The sequence below is a fragment of the Jeotgalicoccus huakuii genome (assembly GCF_036665975.1).
Classification (GTDB): Bacteria; Bacillota; Bacilli; order Staphylococcales; family Salinicoccaceae; genus Jeotgalicoccus; species Jeotgalicoccus marinus.
Map to the genome: position 1 here is coordinate 59,213 of NZ_JAVIYN010000001.1, position 24,153 is coordinate 83,365.

General features: G+C 32.9%; 19 protein-coding genes. 17 read left to right on the forward strand and 2 right to left on the reverse strand.

Annotated elements, in window-relative coordinates:
• Positions 1-53: 53 nt before the first annotated feature.
• From V6E76_RS00250 to hfq, 3 genes are read left to right on the forward strand one after another with little or no spacing between them, the layout of a single operon-like run.
• Positions 54-938: an alpha/beta hydrolase gene (locus tag V6E76_RS00250; protein ID WP_247347932.1), complete on the forward strand. Its 885-nt coding sequence runs from the start codon at positions 54-56 to the stop codon at positions 936-938.
• Entirely contained in the window at positions 925-1,833 is a 909-nt protein-coding gene (miaA, locus tag V6E76_RS00255; protein WP_247347934.1) for a tRNA (adenosine(37)-N6)-dimethylallyltransferase MiaA, read from the forward strand. Before V6E76_RS00250 ends, miaA begins: the two co-directional genes overlap by 14 nt.
• Positions 1,834-2,022 carry an RNA chaperone Hfq gene (gene hfq, locus V6E76_RS00260; RefSeq protein WP_026867637.1) on the forward strand — a complete coding sequence of 63 codons (189 nt, stop codon included), beginning with the start codon at positions 1,834-1,836 and terminating at the stop codon, positions 2,020-2,022. It begins immediately after the preceding gene.
• A 57-nt stretch (positions 2,023-2,079) separates the two neighbouring features.
• On the opposite strand, the gene V6E76_RS00265 is transcribed toward hfq, so the two are convergent.
• Positions 2,080-2,565, reverse strand: coding sequence for a glutathione peroxidase (locus tag V6E76_RS00265; protein ID WP_247347936.1), 486 nt, complete (start codon positions 2,563-2,565; stop codon positions 2,080-2,082).
• 120 nt (positions 2,566-2,685) lie between these two features.
• Here V6E76_RS00265 and hflX point away from each other — a divergent pair, with 120 nt between their 5' ends.
• The 5 genes from hflX to V6E76_RS00290 all read left to right on the forward strand — a co-directional run bounded on the left by hflX (position 2,686) and on the right by V6E76_RS00290 (position 9,857).
• Positions 2,686-3,909, forward strand: coding sequence for a GTPase HflX (gene hflX, locus V6E76_RS00270; protein WP_499797673.1), 1,224 nt, complete (start codon positions 2,686-2,688; stop codon positions 3,907-3,909).
• On the forward strand, positions 3,902-5,155 hold the full coding sequence (locus V6E76_RS00275; RefSeq protein WP_499797674.1) for a methionine gamma-lyase family protein: 1,254 nt from the start codon (positions 3,902-3,904) through the stop codon (positions 5,153-5,155). The genes hflX and V6E76_RS00275 overlap by 8 nt, the downstream gene beginning before the upstream one ends.
• A gap of 81 nt (positions 5,156-5,236) precedes the next feature.
• Positions 5,237-6,046: an ABC transporter permease gene (locus V6E76_RS00280; RefSeq protein WP_198687800.1), complete on the forward strand. Its 810-nt coding sequence runs from the start codon at positions 5,237-5,239 to the stop codon at positions 6,044-6,046.
• A 7-nt stretch (positions 6,047-6,053) separates the two neighbouring features.
• Positions 6,054-6,968, forward strand: coding sequence for an ABC transporter ATP-binding protein (locus V6E76_RS00285; RefSeq protein WP_026867641.1), 915 nt, complete (start codon positions 6,054-6,056; stop codon positions 6,966-6,968).
• Between the two features lie 78 nt (positions 6,969-7,046).
• The gene (locus tag V6E76_RS00290) at positions 7,047-9,857 is read left to right on the forward strand and encodes a glycosyltransferase family 4 protein (RefSeq protein WP_247347939.1); all 2,811 of its coding nucleotides are present in this window, start codon (positions 7,047-7,049) and stop codon (positions 9,855-9,857) included.
• Between the two features lie 35 nt (positions 9,858-9,892).
• On the opposite strand, the gene V6E76_RS00295 is transcribed toward V6E76_RS00290, so the two are convergent.
• Positions 9,893-11,089 (reverse strand): DUF6270 domain-containing protein, encoded by a 1,197-nt coding sequence (locus V6E76_RS00295; protein WP_247347942.1) that lies wholly within the window; start codon positions 11,087-11,089, stop codon positions 9,893-9,895.
• Positions 11,090-11,180: 91 nt separating this feature from the next.
• On the opposite strand from V6E76_RS00295, the gene V6E76_RS00300 reads away from it, so the two are divergent.
• From V6E76_RS00300 to V6E76_RS00340, 9 genes are all read left to right on the forward strand, one after another.
• On the forward strand, positions 11,181-11,702 hold the full coding sequence (locus tag V6E76_RS00300; protein WP_026867643.1) for a YveK family protein: 522 nt from the start codon (positions 11,181-11,183) through the stop codon (positions 11,700-11,702).
• A gap of 10 nt (positions 11,703-11,712) precedes the next feature.
• Positions 11,713-12,339, forward strand: a complete 627-nt coding sequence (locus V6E76_RS00305; RefSeq protein ID WP_026867644.1) for a ParA family protein — start codon at positions 11,713-11,715, stop codon at positions 12,337-12,339.
• Positions 12,340-12,371: 32 nt separating this feature from the next.
• Positions 12,372-13,625: a nucleotide sugar dehydrogenase gene (locus tag V6E76_RS00310; RefSeq protein WP_247347945.1), complete on the forward strand. Its 1,254-nt coding sequence runs from the start codon at positions 12,372-12,374 to the stop codon at positions 13,623-13,625.
• 83 nt (positions 13,626-13,708) lie between these two features.
• A complete protein-coding gene (locus V6E76_RS00315) occupies positions 13,709-14,791 on the forward strand; it encodes a hypothetical protein (protein WP_247347947.1) in 1,083 nt (360 codons plus the stop codon).
• Positions 14,792-14,834: 43 nt separating this feature from the next.
• Positions 14,835-17,447 (forward strand): glycosyltransferase, encoded by a 2,613-nt coding sequence (locus V6E76_RS00320; RefSeq protein WP_247347949.1) that lies wholly within the window; start codon positions 14,835-14,837, stop codon positions 17,445-17,447.
• A 124-nt stretch (positions 17,448-17,571) separates the two neighbouring features.
• A complete protein-coding gene (locus V6E76_RS00325; RefSeq protein WP_247347951.1) occupies positions 17,572-19,212 on the forward strand; it encodes a heparinase II/III domain-containing protein in 1,641 nt (546 codons plus the stop codon).
• Positions 19,213-19,227: 15 nt separating this feature from the next.
• On the forward strand, positions 19,228-20,337 hold the full coding sequence (locus V6E76_RS00330; protein WP_166626541.1) for a GW dipeptide domain-containing protein: 1,110 nt from the start codon (positions 19,228-19,230) through the stop codon (positions 20,335-20,337).
• A 13-nt stretch (positions 20,338-20,350) separates the two neighbouring features.
• Entirely contained in the window at positions 20,351-22,957 is a 2,607-nt protein-coding gene (locus V6E76_RS00335; protein WP_247347954.1) for a glycosyltransferase, read from the forward strand.
• Positions 22,958-23,085: 128 nt separating this feature from the next.
• On the forward strand, positions 23,086-24,150 hold the full coding sequence (locus V6E76_RS00340) for an ATP-grasp domain-containing protein (protein WP_247347956.1): 1,065 nt from the start codon (positions 23,086-23,088) through the stop codon (positions 24,148-24,150).
• Positions 24,151-24,153 lie beyond the last annotated feature (3 nt).

Below are 24,153 nucleotides of genomic sequence, written 5' to 3' on the forward strand. Positions count from 1 at the left end.
ATCCGAAACGAAGCGGATGTACAGAACAAGAACCGCTAAGAGGGGGGTAGTGCATGAAGATTATTAACAAAACAATGAAAAATAAAGGCAGGACGATTGCCGTGACGCATTATGTACCAGTTGAACCGAAGGCGAGTATTCAGATTTTACACGGTATGGCTGAACATAAGGACCGCTACAAGGAATTTTTAACTTATTTAACTTTAAATAATATTCATTGTGTTGTTCACAACCATAGGGGTCATGGTAGTGATGAGAAAAAATCTAATTTAGGTCACTTTGATTCTTTTGAAGATTTAATCGACGACGCTATGGTCGTCTATCGTTCTATGCCGAGAGATTTACCCAGGTTCGCACTTGGTCATTCCATGGGCTCAATCATATTAAGAAGACTGTTAATTGAGGATTTATATGACGGTGCGATTATTGTAGGTACAGGCAGTAAGTTATCTTTTAAAGATGCGCTGGCTACAAATTTCTTAAAAGTGCTCGCTAAAGTAATTCCAAAAACAAGATCGACACTCATCAACAAATTAGCATTCTTTGGCTACGACTCTAACTTCAAAGGGAATCATAAGAATCGATGGCTATCAAAAGAAGATAGCAACGTCATCTCCTATAACGAAGATCCACATGCTGGTCAAAAGATGAGTGTGAAGGCGCTCAGTGAGATTTTATCGAATATACGTCAAGTGGATTCATCAAAGGTCATCAGACAATATAAAAACATTCCATACTTATTAATTGGCGGCAATGATGATCCCTTCTCTCATTTCGGTAGAGATTACGAGATTATACGCTATCGGTTAAAGCGCTTATCTGATCACGTTGACGTCATACTGGAACCGAATGCACGTCATGAGGTGCTATTTGAAGAAAATAGAGGGGCGGTTTTTTCTAAAATCGTCAACTGGGTATACTTACATGGGAAAAAGTAAATTATTAATCCTTGTCGGTCCAACAGCAATCGGTAAAACTGATTTATCTATAAAAATCGCAGAACATTTTAATGCAGAAATTATCAGCGGAGACTCCATGCAGGTTTATAGAGGTATGGATATCGGTACAGGAAAAATTAATATAGATGAAATGAATGGCATTCCACATCACCTAATCGATATTAAAGACCCGGATGAAACTTTTTCAGTATCTGACTTTCAAACAATGGTGGCAAACTTAGTGAAGGATATTGAGAGTCGAGGTAAAGTACCCTTCATTGTTGGTGGGACGGGTCACTACATTAAAGCCCTGATCGATGGCTATAAATTTAACGAAGAAGAAAAAGAAGATATCGATAAATTCACCCAATACTATGAGCAATTTACAACTGAAAATTTATTCAAGATGCTCAGTGAAATGGTGCAAGATGTTGATATTCACCCCAACAACAGACAGCGAATCATTCGTCGTCTGGTAAAGGAAAACCTAACAACTACAGAAAAGAAAGCGTATACACAAGAAGAGAAGTATGATACATTCATAATAGGACTTACAACACAGAGAAGTGTGATATACAATCGTATCAATTTACGTGTAGAAAAAATGTTTTTGGCTGGCCTTGAAAATGAGGTTAGGGGATTGTATGACAAAGGTATGTCTAAGACAGCGAGTCAGGCAATAGGCTATAAGGAATTCTTGCCATATTTTAAAGGGGAGGCGAGTATTTCTGAAGTCATGGAGCGTGTACAAGCACATTCTAGACAGTACGCTAAAAGGCAATTAACTTATTTTAGAAACCAGCTTGAAATTCATTGGTATGATATCGCACAGACAAACACGGATATTATCTATAATGATATATATCAATTCTTACAAACAAAAGGGGAGAATTAGATGAATTTACAAGATTCGTTTCTAGGGGAGTATAAGGAATCGGGGCAGGTGCTAACCGTCTTCTTAATGAACGGTTTTCAACTGCAAGGTAAGATCAATGATTTCGACAAATATGTGATAGAACTGGATTCTGATGGGAAAATTCAAATCATATATAAGCATGCAATTTCAACTTTTGTACGTGCTTAAAAAAGGGGAAACCGACTGTGAAATCTCTACGGAGAAACTTTACAGTCGGTTTATTTTTTACCCAGCTAGATAACGTTTGATATCTTCTTCTATATCTTTAGGATCTTTTTGAGGCGCATAACGTTTCGCAACAACACCTTCACGAGTGACTAAGAATTTTGTAAAGTTCCACTTAACTGCACTAGTAATAAGTCCGGACTTTCCTTCAGTTAGGAATTTGAATAATGGATGAATGTTTTCACCCTTAACATCGATCTTCTCCATGACAGTGTACGTCGCACCAAAATTGTTCATGTATTCATCACGTGCTTCTGTCGCAGAACACGGTTCTTGATTCATAAAATTATTAGACGGGAAGGCAAGAATTTCTAAGCCAATTTCATGATACTTTTCGTATAATTTCTCTAATTCTGCAAGCTGGTTATTAAAGCCGCATTCACTTGCGGTGTTAACAATAAGTACGACCTTTCCTTCGAACTGTCGCATATTTATAATATTATCATCTGCGTCTTTTGCAGAAAGATCATAGAATGTCGTTTTCATTATATGATTCACCTTTCTTATTCAGAAACTTACTTAACTACTTTAATATAGCCTTATTTATAAATGCAAAACATGATATCTTAATATTAATAAAAAAATTTGGGGGTGTTTGTCATAGAAATGACGCATACCGGAATCATCATTGCAGCAAATTTACCTCAGACGAAGGATATTGACGCTGAAGTCAAAGAATTAAAAGAACTTTCTGAGTCTATCGGTATCGAAATCCTTGGTATACATATACAAAATAGACAAAGGGTTGATCGTAAATCATATGTAGGTTCAGGTTTTTTAGCAGAAATAGTAGCGCAATATGAAGACCTTGATTACTGCATTGTAAATGATGAAATTTTAGCTAGTCAGAATAGAGCAATTGAAACTATGTTAGATACAAGTGTCATCGACCGGACCCAAGTCATCTTGGATATATTTTCTTTAAGAGCGCAGTCGAAGTCAGGTAAACTTCAAGTCGAACTCGCTCAACTTGAATACTTGGTTCCTAGGCTTAAAGGAGAAGGCATAAACTTATCACGCCTTGGTGGGGGAATTGGCACAAGAGGTCCCGGTGAAACAAAACTTGAAACGGACCGTAGGCACATAAACTCACGTATCTCTGATATAAAGAGGCAATTGAAAGTTATCGATAATCACCGCCTAAGATATAGAAATAAGCGTCGTGAAAATCAAGTGACGAAAGTGTCTTTAATCGGTTATACCAATGCTGGAAAATCGACACTTTTCAATAAATTGACTAAGGCAGAGGCGCTTGAGGCAAATAAGCTTTTCGCTACACTAGATCCACTAACCCGTGAGATGGTGTTACCATCCGGTTTCCAATGTATTATCTCAGATACTGTTGGATTTATTCAGAAATTACCGACGACCTTAATTGAGAGTTTTAAATCAACACTAGAAGAAGCGGCGGACAGTGATTTTATTATTCATGTGATTGATAATAATACTGCAGATATCAACAGTCAGTATGATACAGTTGAGCAATTGATTCAGTCACTAGATATGTCGGATATTCCACAGCTTGTCTTATTTAATAAGAGCGACCTGAACGACAGTAAAAAATTATTACCACCTGTGCCTTATAACTTTGTAAATAAGAATATGAACTCAACTGAACTACTGTCTTATATAGAAGACTTCATGATTAAGTATTTCAGTGATTATGAAGTCAGTGTACCAATATATAGACAAGATAAGATTTATAATCTTAAACGACAAACGGTGGTTAAGGATATAGAAATCGAAGAAGAAACAGTGAAGATATCCGGCTTTGAACCAGATGGGAATTTTGTAAATAGAATAATAGCTAAGGATGAAGATAGTGAATAAAGAAGAAAAAATTATAAGCATCATAAATGAGGCAGAAGCTGTATTGGCGCCTCATTTTAAAGAAAATAAAGATTTAGCTTACAAAAATTTTAAGAAAGTCATGCAGGCTTTTAACACACATTCAGTTATGGAATCGGACTTTAATGGTACAACAGGTTATGGTTATGACGATACTGGGCGTGACAAGTTAGAAGATATTTATAGAGATGTCTTCAAGGCCGACGATGCTTTGGTAAGAACGCAGATCATTTCAGGGACGCATGCAATTAGTCTTGTATTACTCAGTATTTTAAGAGAAGGAGATGAACTGCTTTATATTACCGGCCAACCTTATGACACCTTAGAGAAGGTCATCGGGAATAATAAAGATGACGTAGGTAGTCTCATGGAATTAGGCGTTAAATTCAATTCTATAGACTTAAAAGAAGATCAGTTCGACACAGAGAAAATTCTCGAATCAATCACGGATCAGACAAAAATAATTGGTATCCAACGCTCACGAGGTTACTCAGCACGTAAGTCCATGACAATCAACGAAATAGAAACCATTATAAAAACAATCAAAGATAAGTATCCAGACATTATTGTCTTCGTAGATAATTGCTACGGTGAATTTGTTGAAGGTAAAGAACCACTTGAAGTTGGTGCTGACATCATCGCTGGTTCACTCATTAAAAACCCAGGCGGAGGAATCGCAAAAATGGGTGGCTATGTCGCAGGTAGACAAGACCTTGTTGAACGTGTGAGCTACCGGTTAACTGTTCCAGGTGTCGGTAAGGAAATGGGCGCGAGTTTAAATGCTTTAACAGATATGTACCAAGGATTCTTTATGGCACCCCATGCAGTTATAGAATCTGTAAACGGTGCACTCTTAATGGCTTATGTCTTTGAACAATTGAACATGACAGCATCACCGTCTTATAGAGATAAGAGAACGGATCTAATCCAAAGTGTGAGCTTCAATACAGAAGAAGAGATGATAACATTCACACAAATGATTCAAAAAGCAAGCCCAGTCAATTCAAGATTTTTACCTATACCAGATCAAATACCAGGTTATCAAAACCCAGTAATCATGGCTGCAGGTACCTTTGTACAAGGTGCATCACTAGAACTATCTGCTGATGGTCCGATTCGAGCACCATATACAGTCTATGCTCAAGGTGGTCTACATATTGAACACGTTAAATATGCTTTAGAGATGACTCTGAATGAAATGCACGATAAGGGTATGATTCAACTCTAGGCCTTGTATTTTAAAGGCTAGTGACACAATAATAGTTTAAGAGTATAATTAACTTCGATCTTACAAATTGGAGCAAACCATATGAAAAATGTATTTGCGTTATTAAAAGAAAACTTCGAAAACCTGCCATTGATTTGGAAGTTGAGTTTATATAACTTGAAGGCTTCATACGCCAACCACTATCTTGGTTTACTTTGGACAATTTTAATGCCAGCTGCCCAAGTTGGCGTATTTTATGTTGTCTTTGGACTTGGACTAAGAGGGGATAGAGGAGATGTACAGAATGTACCTTTCCTCGTCTATTTGATTACTGGTATATTTGCCTTTGGTTTTATATCAGGCTGTGTCAATGCATCATCAAATGCCATTAGTAGCCAGATTAACTTAGTGACAAAGATGAAGTTCCCTTCATCTATCTTGCTTTCGATGTCGGTCATGAATAATGTAATTTCTTTTATAATTATGACTTTAATCGTACTAGTCATCAGTTTAGTGAACGGTTATTCTGAACCAAGCCATTATTTAGTATGGTTTTATTTTATGTTTGCCACCATTGCCTTTAGTTATAGTATTGGTTTAATAATGTCTTCAGTGAACATATTAATAAGGGACTTTAAAAATGTTCAGGCAAATGTAATGAGAATGTTTTTCTTTGTAACACCAATTTTCTGGGAGCCAGAAGGTAGACCACCATTGATGTCTATAATTATGGCTTTTAACCCATTCGCTTATCTTCTCATGACATTCAGAAATGCGCTCATATTTGATGGACCAGCATTTTATGGTACAGCTGCTGACCATATCTATTTCTGGTCGATTACATTGTTCTTATTCTTTGTTGGAGTTCAGGTTCATTATCGCTATAAAGACAGATTAGTCGATTATCTGTAGAGGTGAAATTATGTATAAAGTAAAAGTAGATAATGTCTCAAAAATATATGATATAAATCGCAATAGAATTCAAAAAGTCTTATCCTTAATTTCATTTGGTTGGCTATATAAAGCTAAACCATTCTATGCATTAAGAGATATTAATTTTGAAGTACATGCTGGTGATTCAGTAGGTATTTTGGGTTTGAACGGTTCAGGTAAGACTACACTGTCTGACTTAATTGCTGAAGCGACGGTACCGTCTAAAGGGAATATTCATATTAATGGAAGAACATCACTTATTGCAATCAGTGCAGGTTTAAATAATGAGTTAACAGGCGAAGAAAATATTCGTATTAAATGCTTAATGCATGGTCTGTCTGAAAAAGATATTAATGATCGTTATGATGATATCTTAAAATTTTCTGAGCTTGGTGATTTCATCAAACAACCAATCAAGAGTTACTCTAGCGGAATGAGGTCAAGACTTGGTTTTGCGATTGCTATTCATACAGACCCGGACATTCTCATTGTAGATGAGGCTCTGTCTGTTGGTGATGAGACTTTTGCTAACAAATGTATTGACCGAATGAGAGATTTTCAAGCACAAGGTAAAACTATATTCTTCGTGTCTCATGCAACTGGTCAAATTAGACAGTTTTGTAATAAGGCAGTTTGGGTACAATATGGAGAAATGAAACAATTTGGAGATATGCAAGATGTAGTAAAAAGTTATGCTGAGTTTGTGGGTCAATATAAAAACTTAACACGTGATGAACAGATTGAGTATAAAGATAAGATGGTTGCCGAACAAATGGCGAAAAGTCAAAGATTGGTTTTACCGAAAGAGAAGATTAATATGTTGAGTGTTGCTGTCGGTAGTGGGCTGTTCTTACTAATGGTGCTCGGTATACTAATACAAGTATTCACTGTTTTTAATTAAAACAGCCTTTTTAAATATAGCAAAATATTGTAAGGTATAATATTAGTTCATTTCTGATAGACACATAGGAGAATTGCCATGAGATATCTTCAAGGAGTTATATCATACTTCGCATTAAAATATAATATGCCTGTTGTCTCTAGACACATACTCAAAATAAGTCTGACTAAAAAGATTGGTAAAAAAGAGCCGGGTTTAAGTTACTTTTTGAGAAAGTCAGGACACTTAACGCTACTTGACTTGATTGATCGTATGCGATTAGCCAATGATTATGAAGCTTATTTAAAGGCGCTTATTTTACGTCATGAGAAGGATTATAAAGGGTCTTTAGAGATGGTTGAAAATGACCGTAATAAGGCACTTGTACCTTTTAAGACCAAACTTTATTATAATTTAAAGCGTTTTGATGATGTTGAAGATATTGCAGAATCTGGTCATGATGTACTCGGTGACTTAACAAAAGACCAGCAAGAGGTCTTAGTTCGTAATTTCTTAAAGTCAAATCAATACGATACGATTGAACGTATGATTAACCGTATGAGTAGAAATAAACAGCGATTGGTAGAATTATATAACGAAGAAAAAGATGATTTATTCTACCAATACTCTTGGACAAACTACAGACAAAATATTCTAGAAATTGATGACCCTGATGTTCAGTTATCCGATTTAAAAGTAGTGATCGATCAAGAAGATATCAATTTAAAACATCTCGGTTATGTTTTAGTAATTAATAATCACTTCCAAAAAGAAGAATTAGTTGAACAATTAAACGATTTATTTGTCGATCACATCAACAATAATAGTCAGTTATTTAAATACATAGATCCAATCGCAGTCGATGTATTAGATTTCAATCTAGCTTCCACTGACAAAAAATCTGACCAACTCCAAAATCTATTAAATTATTATCACTTTGGTAAAGGTACGAAAGTGTTAATGAATAAAATTTTAAAATTGTTGCCTGAAGTACCGCTTAATGCACAGCATATTATGAGTTTACGAAGACTCATTATAGATCAACAGATACAATTTAAGGACTCAAATGCAATTCGTTTGTTTAAGTCAGATAAGCGTTTAGAAACTGTATTTCAAAGTGCCACTCTATTTTTAGATGAAGACACTAATGATAATACAGATCGATTTGTATATGATAATTTTTCAAACAAAGCTAGAGCTAGAATATATAATGCAGTGATTGCACAACTCCAAAGGGTAAATAAGTTATATAATCTACCACCCTATATTTTTTCTTATTTAGAAAAGACGGCAAGTAAAAAATATAATCATGCCTTAATACTCGGTAGATATTATGCCGCTGAGAATGAGACTGATAAGTTAAACCAGTTAATTAAGCGCCATTTACCTGAAAAGAAATACAAGCTTCATATTAATCTTTCAATGTACTTGATTAATTTAAAACGATTTAATGACTCACTCTACCATGCACAAGAAGGGTATAAAATTAAACCAACCAGTGCAGATGTTTTAAGGGCATTGATTAGAGCAAATCATGCAATCGGTAATATTACAGCTCGCTTTAAGTTTTTAAAGGAAATGAAAAAGCACTTTCCTTCAAGAGTATATCCAGGTGAATTTAATCTAGCAGAACAAGAATATAAACTGATGCAAAAAGAATGGCAACCAAAGCCCTTACCTTTAGATACAAAATTTGATAGTGATGGCAAGACAATACTTTTTGTACTAAACAAAGGAATGCCAGTGATTAATGGTTATACAATTCGTTCAAATGAAATTATATCTAGAGTAAAAGAACTCGGATATCGACCAGTGGTGACTACACGCCTTGGTTGGTCTCCAGAACATGAAAGTTATGAAAAACCTGGACTAGATGATGGGGAATATCGCACATATTATATTGATCGCTCAGATAAGTACCTAACAAATCGAACACCTTTAAAAAAATATTTCGATACTTACAAAGATGAATTATATAAGATTGTCATGGCGGAGCGTCCCTCTATCATTCATGCCGCTTCTAACTTTCAAAATGCACTTCCTGCTATTCGTTTAGGAAATCAGATGGGAATCAAGACGATCTATGAGGTTCGTGGCATGTGGCATCATACACAAACATCTAAAATTCATGAGTTCTATCAGTCAGACAGATTTAATATGCAAGAAGAGTATGAAGTCATTTGCTGCTCTTATGCTGATGAGGTCGTTGTAATTAGTGAGAGTTTGAGAGAGTATTTAATTTTTAAAGGCATTGACGCTTCTAAAATTACTTTAATTCAAAACGGTGTAAACACAGATAAGATCTATCCAACAGAAAAATCGGCATCCATTATTAATCAGTATAACCTTCAAAATAGTATTGTATTTGGTTTTGTTGGATCAATTACTAATTATGAAGGCATCGAAATGATAATTGATACTATTAAAGAATTAAACGATAGTGATTATTATGACAAGCAGTTTAAGTTCTTAATTGTTGGAGATGGTCAATATCGTGCGACGCTCCAAAAGAAAGTACTAGAATCTCACTTAAGTGAGGATGTCATCTTTATAGGTAAAGTTCCATTTGAAACGGTGAAGAACTTCTATTCAGTTATCGATATCGCACCATTCCCTAGAGTGGATGAGCTTGTTTGTCAGTTGGTGACACCGATTAAGACATATGAGGCTATGGCAATGGCTAAGAAAGTTATTGTCAGTGATGTCAATGCGCTTAAAGAAATGGTGATTGATCAAGTCAACGGCGTTTATTTTAAAGCAGATGACCAAGAAGCCTTTAAAGAAGCGGTGGTCAAAGTACTAACAAATGACTCTATTGGTGAATCTGCAAGAAAGTGGGTAACTGAAAATCGTGACTGGGAAGTATTAATCGATCGATTAGATCGTTTGTACAAAGATATGATTGCTTAAAAAATTGTGCCTAAGGGAAGCCTTAGGCACAATTTTCATTTTAACTTACTAATATAATCTTTAATTGCATTTGATGCTGAATTGAGATCACCTTGATTATCAACTATGAATGTTTCAAGTTCGTCTTTGTTTAAGTCATAAAGAATATTCAAAGCCATCTCTAATAAATCTTCTTTTTTAATATAGTCCGCGTTAACTTCTTCCTTTAGAAATACATCTAGCCCGTTATAACCATCTACATACTTAAATGGGTTACCCACTAGTCCTTTGAACTTAGAAGTAGACAATATCAGATTTAACATCCATAGGTTATCTTCACTTGGCATTTCGACGTATTCATAGCTATTATTTTTACTAGATACTGTATTTGGTTTATATATAAAAGTATCAGAGAACCTAGGTTTAATATTATCCACTTCAGCTGTTACGCGGATTCGGTATTTTCCAGCTTCATCTAAATGGAACTGACAATAGCGTGAATCAGTACGGTGAGATTTTTTAAAAGGGCGACCATCTTTATATAATTCATAGATATAATGACGTTCTTCTACATAGTTCATAAAAACAGATAGAATATTATCTTCTAATTTTTCGTCAAAGAGTAGTTGATTTTCATAGTTGTCTGAATTAATTTTTCTAAGCTGTTGGTTAACTGCATCATAGATTTCTAGTGGTGCGTTAAGTATATCTTTAACTGCATCATTCCCTGCACTGATTACTAACTTATTTTCTATATTATTATAGAGTAATTCATATAGGCCTGAAATAAAGCTGTCGTAATCATTATTAGGTAGTACATCGATTAAAATAACTTTGTCATATCTTTGTGCCAAGGTTAAAACATCTTTGATTCTATCCCTTAAAGCTCTAAACTGATCAATTTTTCTAACTGTTTGGTAGTCGATTTCATCATCAATCAATTCAAATGAACGACGATTAAAGTAATCGCCATTATAGACGACGATATCATTTAGCTCACTGAGTAAATCAATCATTAATACTTCAGAGTTAGATTCTTTAAGTTTTTCCAGGTTTGCTTTATTTAAATCTCTATGAGCCGTAGAGATTTCAACGATATCACTCGTGTTAATATCTTTCATTGCCTTAGGGTACGGCTCTGAAAACAATGACAATAAGCTAGTACCAGCTATGAAGTTATTAACTGAGTAGGGGAAACTTCTGAATTCTGTTAGTTTGGAAGAAAATTTACTTCCGATAATATCAATTTTCATTACTTGCACCTCTAGATTTCGATAGAATGTTTTCTATTTGCATGCCTTAATAGTATAATATAATTTGAATCACGAATTAAGGAGCAGACTTATGTACTTTTTAAAGAAAAACATTCTTAATATTATTATTTGCATGCTTAGTTTTGGCGTGCTTGCTACAGTGGTTAACTTCTTCATTCCACCGTCCAGTACAACATACGAAGAATATTATACATTAGAAACTGCTCTAGAACCAAATTCTATTGCAGATTTAAATATATTACTAAACGATACTATTAATAACAGTTCTGATAATATTCACGTAGCCGAGTTGAATGGACAAACAAATTCTAATCTGTTACAACTAAACATTACAACAGAAAGTGGAATTAGTTATGATTCAATCCAATCACAAGTACATGATATTTTAGAAGCTGAAGGATTCGTAATAACCGAAAACGTAAGCCAATTGACTTACGATACTTCAAATGAAGCCTTACAGATTATTATTGTGATGTTAGGTTTAATCATTGGTACTGTTGTAGGAATCATTCTCGCAGTTAACAATAACAACATTAATACTGAAGAAGATATCCAACACTATTTAAACGAAAGAACATTGGGTACATTCTAGGAGTGAGAATATGAGTGCAAATGAAGAAATAGAGTCAGTATTTGACAAAGATCTTTTAAATACTTTATACGATACTGCGATTGCAATAAGAAAAGAAAACAAAGATAATCCAAAAAATAAGACGATATTTTCATCTTTAGTAAAACAAGCGGCAACAGTTGAAGCAACTGTTCATATCGCTTACTTACTCGCCAGCCTAAAAGATCGTGTATTAATCGTTAATTTAGATGGAAAGTCGTTTAACCAAGTTGAATCATATATAAATTCAAAAGCGAAACCGAATTTATTTACCACCTTAAAAACATCAATGTTTTTAAGTGAAGCCATCCAACCGACAGCTGTTGAACGATTGGATGTGATTCATATTGAAGATTTAAGTGACGAGGAAATCGTTACGAAATTTAATGAGCATAATGTATTATCAAAATTAAGCCCGTTAACGAATTATTATGATCATATCTTCATCATTGGTCCTCAAGTGGATGATATGGAAAATTACGGAACATATTTGGAATTAGCTGACAGTGCTGTCACAATTATCAATGCCAAAAAGAATGACAAACATGAATTAAGTAAATATTTACAGAAAATTAATCTTTTTAATGTAAAAAGTTTTGGTATACTAAGAAAAGAATAAATTTAAATTTGAAGAAGGTAAGGTGTTCCATAGTGAAACTAACAACAATTGGATTAGGTTATATCGGTTTACCTACATCTATTATGTTCGCTAAACACGGCGTAGACGTGTTAGGTGTCGATATTAAACAAGAGGCTGTTGATATGCTTAATGGAGGACAAATTCATATTGAGGAGCCTGGACTACAAGAAGCACTTGAAGAAGTGTTAGAGACAGGTAAATTCAGGGCTTCGACTGTTGCTGAAGAAGCAGACGCATATATTATTGCGGTACCAACACCAAACAATGATGATGAGCATAAATCTGCAGATATCTCTATTGTTATGGCTGGTGTTGAGTCAATCGTTCCTATACTTAAAAAAGGTGACACTGTAATTGTAGAATCTACAATCGCACCTCGTACTATGGATGATAATGTAGCGCCTTATCTAGAAGAACAAGGTTTTAAGATTGGTGAAGACATTTTCTTAGTACACTGCCCTGAACGTGTGTTACCAGGACAGATTATGCATGAACTTATTTACAACAACCGTATCATTGGTGGAATGACACCAGCATGTGTTGAAGCTGGTAAGAAAGTATATGGTACTTTCGTTAAAGGTGAAATGATTGAAACAAATGCGAAGACTGCTGAAATGTCTAAGCTAATGGAGAATACTTATCGTGATGTGAATATTGCATTAGCGAATGAATTGGCTAAAATTTGTAACCATTTAGATATCAATGTACATGAAGTAATTGAAATGGCGAACAAGCACCCACGTGTTAACTTACACACACCAGGACCTGGTGTAGGTGGTCACTGTCTAGCAGTAGACCCTTACTTCATTATTGCTGAAGCACCAGAACAGTCTCCATTAATTCAGTTATCACGTTCTATTAACGTGTCTATGCCTGAGTATGTTGTTAATACTACTAAAGACATTCTTGGCAAACTTGGTGGTAATAAAGTGAGTGTCTTTGGTTTAACTTATAAAGGTGATGTGGATGATATTCGTGAATCACCAGCGTTTGATATTTATGAGTTATTACGTAAAGAATCTGGCTTAGAAGTCAATGCTTACGATCCACACGTTAAGATGGACTTTGTAGAAAAAGATATGAAAGAAGCAGTTAAAGATGCTTCATTAGTGCTTGTACTAAGTGATCACAGTGAGTTTAAAACTTTAACAGATGCTGATTTTGAAGGTATGAAAGACAAAGTGATCTTTGATACTAAGAATGTTGTACCTAACAACTTCGAAGAAGTTAAATACTTCAACTACGGAAACATCCAAAAATTCTAGAAACTATATATAAATACAAATATAAACCGAATGGCATTGCTATTCGGTTTATATTTTAATAACAATCTATGAGGTGAATTGAAATGAAGGAAATAGTGGCATACGATTACCCTAAACAGTTCATACTGAACGAAGAAGAAGGTACAAAGATATATAGAAATGTTGGTGAAGATGAAGGTTCAAAAGAAATTGATGACTACCAATTTACTATTGTTTCTACGATTACTGAAAAATATGAAGATGGTATTAAATATACTCAAATCCAACATGAAGATGAACGTTTAGGCTGGATTAATCTTCAAAATTCAATTCAATTATTTAGATTTAAAGCTAAATCATATAAGTTCATTGCTGAAGAGTTTGAGGCTAATGAAATTAATGACAAATTAAATATAGTTAAAGATTTTAAAACTCACTTTAGTGGGAAAATGGTAACCGTAAAATCAGAAATTGAATATAAAGGTAATAAGCTACTCTCAGTGTTTGTTAAGGATAGATTTTTCGGGTTCCACGATGAAAAATATTTTGAAGAACTGATTACAACAAAAATTAAACTTGACCATGATGATCTTAAAGGCAAATCACTATACAAAATTAGTTCAATGGAAAAGCCATACTTAGAAAATGTTGCTTTTAATGAACCACGTTTAGTATCTATCTTCAAAGAAAGTAAAGTGGGCAGAATAAGAGCAAATAAAAAGGAATACTTCTGGATTACTATAGATGGACTAGAAAAGTATTTATCCCAAGTTGAAGCAATAACTAGAACTGAGTCAGATAAACACCTTGATGATCTTTTCTATGCTATAGAAAAAGAAAGGGATCAGAGTAAAGAAGCGGTTAAGACAGTTTTATCAGCTCAAAGTTTCTTAAATTCCAAGAGAATGAAAGAAAAAGATAAACGTATTCAAACACTTCAAAACTCATTTAATCGAGCGAATCAAAAAATCAAAGAGTTAGAGTCAGGAGCTTCAAGTAAATCTAATGTTTCCAATGAGGAAATGCTAGAGCTTAAGAAAGAAAATCATAGGCTGAGTCAAGAGGTTAAACTAAGTGAAAAACGCTTAGAACAACAAAGAGATTATAACCGTCGCTTAGAAGCACAAAAAGACAAGTATAAGGACCGTATGTTAGTAGTTGAAGAGAAACTTAAAAAGCTTTCGTAATAAACATTAAAAATACTTGTTTTTAAAGAGTGGAGGTTTAAACGTGGACAGACATAGTCTAACTAAAAAACTAAAGAAATATAATAAAAAGATTGATAAAAATTTCCCTGGCACATTAAATCAAATAATTAACGACTTAGATCCTTCTATTTTAGCAAATGAATATAACCCTAACTTTTCAAAGAGAATTGAAGCTGATCCCTTTTATGAGCTAAAATTTGAAGATATGAATCGTTATGAAGCATTAGATAAGTTTAAAGAGGCTTCAAACGAAGTAGTGAAAAGTAATGGTAGTCGTATTTTTAAAAAATTAGATTTGAACATTGGTATTATTGCTGATGAATTCTTATATGATTCTTTTAAGGATGTTGCAAACTTTGAATATATTTCAAGGGACAATCAAGAGTTAAAAGACTATGATTTCGTGATTTTTGCTACATCATGGCGTGGGATAGATAATTCTTGGGACGGTTCTGCACATCCTAATAATGAAAAAAGACAAGAGATGATTGAACTTGTAGAGAAATATAATAATAAAGGTATTCCTACAATCTTTTATTCAAAAGAAGATCCGGTTAACTACCATCTCTTTAAGTCTCTGGCAGAACATTGTCAATATATCTTTACTACAGCTGTTGAGATGGTGAAACATTACAAAGAGTATACAGGTAATGACAATGTGCATGTATTGCAATTCGGTGTAAATCCTTTAATACATAATCCAGTTGGAACACGTTCTGCTTCTGCTGAAGAATTCAAAAATGAAGTGTTATTTGCTGGAAGCTGGTTAACAAAGTACCCTGTGAGAATGTCTGAAACAAAGAAATTATTCGATGCTATAGTGAGAGAAAAAGCTCCATTTACAGTTATAGATAGGAACTTTCATTTAGGAAATCCGAGGTACCAATTCCCCTCGAAATATCTATCCAAAATGGCACCACCGGTTCCACATGATGAACTTATGAATTTGCATAAGTTAATTCGATGGAGTATCAACATGAATTCTGTAAAATACTCTGAAACTATGTTTGCTAACCGAGTGTACGAACTACAGGCCTTCGGAAATATTTTATTATCTAATTATAATACAGGTATTAATAACCTTTTCCCTAATGTTCGACTTGTTCATAGTGATGATGATTTTAAAGTCATTTATAATACAAAAGAAAAGGATCTTCTGGAACTACAGGCCAAAGGAATTCGCAATGTATACAATGGTCATACAACGTTTCATAGAATACAACAAGTAGCGAATACAATCGGCTTAGATTTTGAAACGATTCCTAATGAGATTCTAGTTGTACTAAAAAATGATTCAGAACAAAATTTACAAAGTTTTGAGCAACAAATATATGAAAATAAGTCATATATTTTAGAGGAAGACCTGGAGGATGCAAACTTGTCTTCGTATGACTTTATTACTTTCTTTAGCGATGAAAATATTTATGAAGAATATTATTTGAATGATATGTATAATGTTTTTAAATACGTAGACGTTGATTTTGTTACTAAAGACGAGAGCGCCGAGGCACATAACTATATAATGACTTTAGCAGATAGATATAAATCAATGATTGATATTGAAAAATATTTAGAAAACCCTGATATTGAAAATCTCGAAAATGGTTATAATTTAGATCATATAGAAATTCTCAATGTTGAGGACCTACCTGGAACAGAGGATGTACAAGAGAAAGAGTTAAGTGTGATTGTCCCAATCCATAATAATGGAACGTATTTAGAAGAAAAGTGCTTTGCCAGTCTGAAACGATCAAGTAGTTTTGATAAAATGGAAATCATCTTTATTAATGATGGAACGACAGATGAATTAACTTTAAAAGTTATAAATAGAATTAGAAGACGTCATCCCGATATAGTTTATGTTGAAAATGAAACAGGTTCAGGTAGTGCTTCTAAACCACGTAACCAAGGTGCTCGAATTGCTTCAACTGATTTGATCACATATCTAGATCCTGATAACGAAGCACTTGGAGACGGATATCATTTCTTATTAGAAAGTTTTAAGAAAAATGATGTAGATATGGTTGTTGGGAATATAATTAAAGAAGATAGTTACCGTAAGAACGAAGGAAAGTATACAAATATTCTAAAACGAGCGAATAAGAATAGAATGATGGTTACAGATCCAAAAGAATTTTTAGTTCGCTCAGATCTTCGTGTACAGAGTATACAAGCTCTAATTGTTAAAAAATCAGTAATTATTGATAATGATATTATCATGGTAGAAGGTGCTGCTGGACAGGATACAATGTTCTATCAAGAACTTGTCCTGAATTCAAAGGCAATTCTTGGAGTGAATAAATATATTCACGTCTACTATGCAGCAGTAACAGGGAGTGTTACAAACACAGTATCTCATAAGTTCTTCGATAAGTATTATAAACTTGAGACGGAAAGAATACCGTACCTAGAGAAATACGGATTAATGGATGTTTATTTGGATGTTAGGTTTAATCCATATATCAGATCATGGTATTTACTAAGACTCAATCGAGTTGATGAAGAAAATAGACATCAAGCTGTGTCAAAATTCTTAGATATAATTCATTTATATGATAAGTATGAACCTGAATTTGAAGAAGATATTAAACACACACTTGAAGAGCTTGAAAAAGAAGTAAATTACAATGCATAGAAATATAAGGGACTCTCTGAAAGATTACTTACAGAGAGTCCTTTATTATACAATAAATCTTGTGTGATTTTTGTTATAATAATTAGTAACATGTATTGATATTAATAAACTAGGGTGAGAGATTTTGGTAAAAGAAAATTTGAAAATCAATGAGAATGATGTATTTAGATTATTTGATATAAAAAAGCGTAAACACAGCATTGCAAAATACGCTTTAAATAATAAAATAGTTCCTTTTCCCGGTTTTAATTCTACGACCTTTAATGACAAGATCTGGACTGTAAAAAAGAGTGAAAAATACGGGAATAGTTATACGTTGTACCTCCATTCACTGAGGGTAACAGTAGAACTAATGTTAGCATATGAAGCTACTAAAGAAATTGAATATTTTAATAAGGCAGAGGAAATTATTAATTCTTGGATTAAACATACAGAAACTGACGATGATAATCCTATGATTTGGTATGATCATACTACAGCCAATAGAACACAGGCATTAATCCAGTATATTTACCTCGCAAACCAACTCGAAAGGGATATCGATGAAAACTTATGGATGAATCTGTTAAAAAAACATAGTGAAATCATGAGTAATGATGATATATATAAGTTCAATAATCACGGTCTAATGATGGATAGATCTTTAATGATTTTAGGTTATATCTTAGATGATGAAAGTTCTATTCTTAAAGGGAAGTCTCGTGCAATTAACACATTTTGGTACAGTTTTAGTTCACAAGGCATTCACCTAGAAAACTCACCTCAGTATCATACAATGGTAGTGAGAATGTATAATGAAATTGAGGCTTATTTAAATAAGAAAGATAATAGCTTAGGTGAACATGTTGTAAGCTATTTGAAATTAGCTAAAGAATATATACCTTTAGTAACAAAGCCTAATCAACGATTGTCAAGTATCGGTGATTCTGGCTCTGATAAACAACCTAGAACGAAGCAATACAAAAATATATATGATATTGAAGCAGGTATATCTATACTTCAATATGAATATCCTTCACCATTCTTTGTCACCTTTATTTCTGGTTATTCTTCAAGGGTACATAAACATAAAGATGATTTAAGCATAACGTTAAATTATAAAAATAAAGACTTTTTTGTTGATCCAGGAAAGTATAGTTATACAAGAAATAAAACTAGAACTTATATAACTTCACAAAGCGCGCATAGTACTTTTTACTTAGAAGATTTCAATTATAATATCCACTTAGAGAATAGATATAATCGTAAAATTGTTTTTGAGAGTTATCATGATAATCAATCATTTACCCTTGTTAAAGGAAGACATGGTGATTACACTGGGTGTTCCTCAGAACTTACTAGAACAGTTGTACAATTAAAGGATTATCCAATACTAATATTATTGGATAACTTAGATACAGATAATGAGAATCCTCTTAACCTGGTTCAAAAGTTTAATCTGGCTACAGCCGTGGATATAGATAACATTGATAATGGTTATAGGTTGACTTCCGATGGGGAAGAAATGGTAGTGAAACAATACCTAGATGTAGATCAAAGTAGAATTATCAAAGGTGATAAGAATAAACCTGTGGCAGTAAATAGTGCTGGTTTTGCAAAAGTAAAAGAAACGCAGCAACTTGAATTCAAAAGAAGTACTACTAATTCTAATGTTTTCATAACATCAGTTTATGATGATAGAGTGGTAGAAAACCTTGATATACAGATAAATGATAAGAAACTACAAATTAATATTAATGACCAAACAATCGATATTTATGTTTAGGGAGGAGTAAGTGCTTTGGAAAATCAATTAAATAGTATTGTCTACCCAAAGATGTTCATTCTCATAGAAACTGATAAGCAAATTTATAAAAGCCTATACAATGATGAGAAAACTGAAAATATTGATGAATATCTATACAAAATAGTAACTTCAGTAAGTCAAGAAAAAAAAGAGAATGAAATCTGGCATTTAGTTCAATATGAAGATAAAGAGTTAGGATGGATAAATCTAGAAGATTCAATACAGATTTTCAGATTTCACGATGAGTTATATAAGGTTTTAGAGTCGTCCTTCCAACCAAATGAGCTTAATCAAAAAATGGGTATCGAAAAAGATTTTATTTCTCATTTTAAAGATAATATGCTCACTATAAAATCAGAAATCACTTATGAAAAAGAGAAATATTATAGTGTTTTCCTGAAGAATAAATTTCATGGTTTTCACAAAGCAGAGTATTTAGACCCATTAATAGATTTAAAGCTACCTATAAATGAAGATAATATTGATGAAACAGAGATTTATACTAATAGTAAATTAAATAATCCAGTCTCTAATGTTCCTGAATTTAAAAATGGTTTGTTAAATGCAGCTTTCTTTAAACATGGCATTGCTAGTGTCATTATCCAGGGTAACACGTATTGGACAAGACTAGATGCATTAAGGTCTATAGATATTCCTCATATAACTAAAAAGGAAAAGTCATTAGAACAATTAAAATATGATGATTTATTTTATAGTGTTGAAGAATCAAAACAAAAATCTATCGATATGCTCAAGACTATTATTGGTGCAAAAGACTACTTAAATAATACTGAAGTGAGTAAATATTTATCATTGTCCGGAAGTAAAAACTCAGGCGATAATGTAAAAGAAATAAAAGAAGAACTAAAATCAGTAAAGAATGAAAATCTCGATCTTAGAAGAAAATTAAGACAGACTCAAAATGAGATTAAGTTAGCAAATAATCGTTTAGAACATCAACTTGATTATAAAGATAGGGTTGAATCGCAAAGAGACAAATATAAAGCACGTATGGAATTGGTAGAAGATAAACTTACAAATTTAGACGCAAAGTATAAACAGTTAAAGCAACAAAAATCAGGGATGAGAAAATTCTTTAAATGAAAGAGTGTGACTAATGGAAAGAGATGAGCTTAGACATGCACTGGACAAGTATTATAGAGAATTAGACTCAGACTTTGATAAAACATTAAATGGCATGATTAATACTTTAAATCCGAGTGTAAACATACATGAATATAGCCCGAATTACCTATTCAAACAAGATTCAGATCCATTTTACTATTTAAAAGTAAAAGATTTAAAAAGAGACCAAGCATTGAATAAGTTTAAGGATGTTGTAGATTCCATACCAAATAGTAATGGTAGTTGTGTTTTTAAGAGATTAGACTTACATGTTGGTATAATAGCAGATGAGTTTCTTTACAACTCTTTTAAAGATGTAGCGAATGTCGATTACATATCAAGACATGACCGTTTTGATTATAAAGATTATGATTTCGTTATTTTTGCAACAACTTGGAGAGGTATTGATCAAAGTTGGGTAGGCTCTTCAAGTGCAAATGGACCGATAAGAAGACAAATGATTGATTTGGCAAAAGAATATAATAGTCGAGGGATACCAACTGTATTTTATTCAAAAGAAGATCCGGTTAACTATAACTTATTCAAAAGTTTAGCTAAACATTGTCAATATATTTTTACTAGTGCAGAAGAAATGGTAAGACTATATAAAAAGTACACTGAAAATGAAAAAGTTGATGTGCTTCAGTTTGGTGTTAACCCTCTAATTCATAACCCTGTAGGTACAAGAACCGAAATCTCCGAGGAGTACAGAGACGAAGTGCTTTTTGCTGGAAGTTGGTTAACTAAGTATCCTGTTAGAATGACAGAAACATCAAGACTTTTTAAATCTATCATTAAAGAAAATGTACCGCTTACAATAATAGATAGGAACTTAGAACTTCAAGATCCAAGATATCAGTTCCCAGAAGAGTTTATACCTCATCTAACACCGCCAGTAAATCATGAGTTCTTGATGAAGCTACACAAGATATTTAGATGGAGTATTAATATGAACTCTGTAAAATATTCAGACACAATGTTTGCAAATAGAGTATATGAATTACAAGCATTTGGGAATATTCTACTGTCAAATTATAATACTGGTATCAATAATCAATTCCCAAATGTGCGTATGATAAATGCGCCGGATGATTTTAAAGTGATTCATAATACTAATGAAACGGACTTAAAAGAACTTCAAGCGAAGAGTATAAGAACCGTGATGAAAGAACATACTACTTTCCATAGACTTATGCAAATTGCTGATACAATAGGTATCAGTGTAAATTCTATAAAATCTAATGTATTAGTAGTGCTGGAAAATGAGTCTTCAGAAGGTGATTTCGACAGACAAATATTCGATAGTAAAAAATCTATACTTCTCAATGATTTGAATATGGAAGTAGTTAAGCAGTATGACTTTATTACATTTTTTGGGAAAGATTATTCATACGAAGAATATTATTTAGAAGAACTCTATTCGGCTTTTAAATATACAGATGTAAATTTTGTCTCTAAACAAGATGACATACAACCGCATAACTATGTTCAATACTCCAAAGAAAAATTCAAAACGATGTATGATACTACTGTTATTAATTCACTTGAAGATTTTGTTAACATTGAAAATGGGTATAACTTAGATAATCAGGAGATAACACTAAAAGTAGATGACATTGGTTCTGATAAATTTAGTGAAACCAAGAAAGAGCTTAGTGTGATTGTTCCCATTCATAATAATGGTACATATTTAGAAGAAAAGTGTTTTGCTAGCTTAAAACGCTCAAGTAGTTTTGATAAAATGGAGATTATTTTTGTAAATGATGGTAGTACAGATGAAACCACGATTAAAATTATAAATCGTATTCTTAGACGTCATCCTGACATAGTCTATTATGAATTCGAGAATGGTTCAGGAAGTGCCTCAAGGCCAAGAAATAAAGGTGCTAGGTTAGCAACAACTGATTTTATTACTTATCTTGATCCGGACAATGAAGCGACAGGTGATGGTTTCCATCAAATGTTAAACTTAATTAAAGAAAAAGATGTAGATATGGTAGTAGGTAATATTATTAAGGAAGATAGTGATAAACGTACTGCGGGTAAGTATACAGGAACGATCAAGAAGTATAACTTTGGTAAACTCTTCATTTCAGATCCGAAGGAGTATATGGTAAGAGCTGCAATGAGGGTACAGAGTATCCAGGCATTAATTGTTAAACGATCTATTATAATCGATAATGATTTGATCATGGTAGAAGGTGCCGCAGGTCAAGATACTATGTTCTTCCAGGAATTAGTTTTAAATTGTAATAGTATTCAAGGCATTGATAAATTCATTCATGTTTATTATGCAGCTGTGTCAGGAAGTGTAACAAATACTGTTTCTAAGACATTTTTTGACAAATACTATGCTCTTGAATTAGAAAGAATTCCATTCTTGAAAAAATATGACCTACTTGATGTATACTTAGAAGAAAGATTGAGTTTCTATGTTAGAAAATGGTATATGCCTAGACTAGAGCGAGTAGCTGAACAAGATAAACCTGAGGCAGTACTTAGATTTTTAGATATTATAGATTTATATGAGCCATTTAATCCAAAATATGAAATAGAGGTTCAGGAATACTTAAATCAGGCTAGACTGGAATACAAGTAGCAGTATTGCTACTTGTATATTGTAATGGGGCGAAATTTATGAATAACTTGTTAGAATAGACAATACTTAAATATAATGAAGTTGAGAATAATTATTATAATAGTTCAAAAAATGTCACAACTGATTTCTTGGATAGTTATGCAAAAGAATTAGGCTTAAGTATTAGGAGAGATAGAAAACTAAAAATTACTCGTTTTTATGATGGACAAGTAATGATTGGTAGTTTGAAAGGATTAAGAGTTTCAAGTACTGGTAAGGAAGCATTTAATTTATGTAGAGATAAATTCAAACTGGAAAAATACTTAGAAGATCAAGGTTTTTTAAGCCTTCACTCAAAGATATTTACAGTAACGGAATTTAAGGAAGCTAAAGCGTATGTAGATGATAATCCAGAACATACTTATGTGCTAAAACCGTTGTCTTTAGCAGGTGGAACGGGCATTGAATTGAATGTTTCTAGTGATAACTTTGTTAATGCCTGGAATGCTTCTATATATGCACAAAGAAAGAGTAGAGTGAAAGATCCTACTTGTATCATACAACGTTTTGTTAGCGGTTTCGATGTTAGAGTATCTGTAATAGAGGGTCAAGTTTCTGCAGCAACACTTCGATTACCTGCTCATATAGTAGGTGATGGTAAAAATACAATTGAATCTCTTATTAATAAGAAGAATGAGGATAGGTTATCAATCAAATATTTTCAAAAGAAATTGATTCCAATTGATAATAAACTTGTGAATAGACTAGAGAAAAGTAATAAAAATTTGCAAACTATTCTTAGTAAAGATGAAGTTTACTTATTAAGTGATATCTCTAATCTAACATTAGGTGGAGAAAGTATAGATATTACTGAAATAGTTTCAGATGAAATTAAAGAAATGGCTCTAAACTCAATAGCATCAATTCCAGGGTTTTATAGTGGTGGTGTCGATATGATGACCGAGGATTTTACGAAGGAAGAAGCTTATATAATTGAAATCAACACTAACGCTAACCATACGATGCATCATTTACCTTTAAAAGGTGAGCCAAAAGAACCCTTTAAAGATTTATTAAAAATGCTTAAATTAAAGAGTGAAATTAATAATAAAATCGATATTGATTCTGATAAGATTAATATGATGAATGACATCTATAATTTTTCTTTATTAAAAGATAAATATTCTAGAAAATTATTAGAAAAAATTCAATAAAAT

Coding starts and splice junctions, on each gene's coding strand:
- V6E76_RS00290 (WP_247347939.1), top strand. CDS start 7,047: ATGAGATATCTTCAAGGAGTTATATCATACTTCGCATTAAAATATAAT.
- miaA (WP_247347934.1), top strand. CDS start 925: ATGGGAAAAAGTAAATTATTAATCCTTGTCGGTCCAACAGCAATCGGT.
- V6E76_RS00250 (WP_247347932.1), top strand. CDS start 54: ATGAAGATTATTAACAAAACAATGAAAAATAAAGGCAGGACGATTGCC.
- hfq (WP_026867637.1), top strand. CDS start 1,834: ATGAATTTACAAGATTCGTTTCTAGGGGAGTATAAGGAATCGGGGCAG.
- V6E76_RS00315 (WP_247347947.1), top strand. CDS start 13,709: ATGAAGGAAATAGTGGCATACGATTACCCTAAACAGTTCATACTGAAC.
- V6E76_RS00295 (WP_247347942.1), bottom strand. CDS start 11,089: ATGAAAATTGATATTATCGGAAGTAAATTTTCTTCCAAACTAACAGAA.
- hflX (WP_499797673.1), top strand. CDS start 2,686: ATGACGCATACCGGAATCATCATTGCAGCAAATTTACCTCAGACGAAG.
- V6E76_RS00300 (WP_026867643.1), top strand. CDS start 11,181: ATGTACTTTTTAAAGAAAAACATTCTTAATATTATTATTTGCATGCTT.
- V6E76_RS00265 (WP_247347936.1), bottom strand. CDS start 2,565: ATGAAAACGACATTCTATGATCTTTCTGCAAAAGACGCAGATGATAAT.
- V6E76_RS00305 (WP_026867644.1), top strand. CDS start 11,713: ATGAGTGCAAATGAAGAAATAGAGTCAGTATTTGACAAAGATCTTTTA.
- V6E76_RS00280 (WP_198687800.1), top strand. CDS start 5,237: ATGAAAAATGTATTTGCGTTATTAAAAGAAAACTTCGAAAACCTGCCA.
- V6E76_RS00335 (WP_247347954.1), top strand. CDS start 20,351: ATGGAAAGAGATGAGCTTAGACATGCACTGGACAAGTATTATAGAGAA.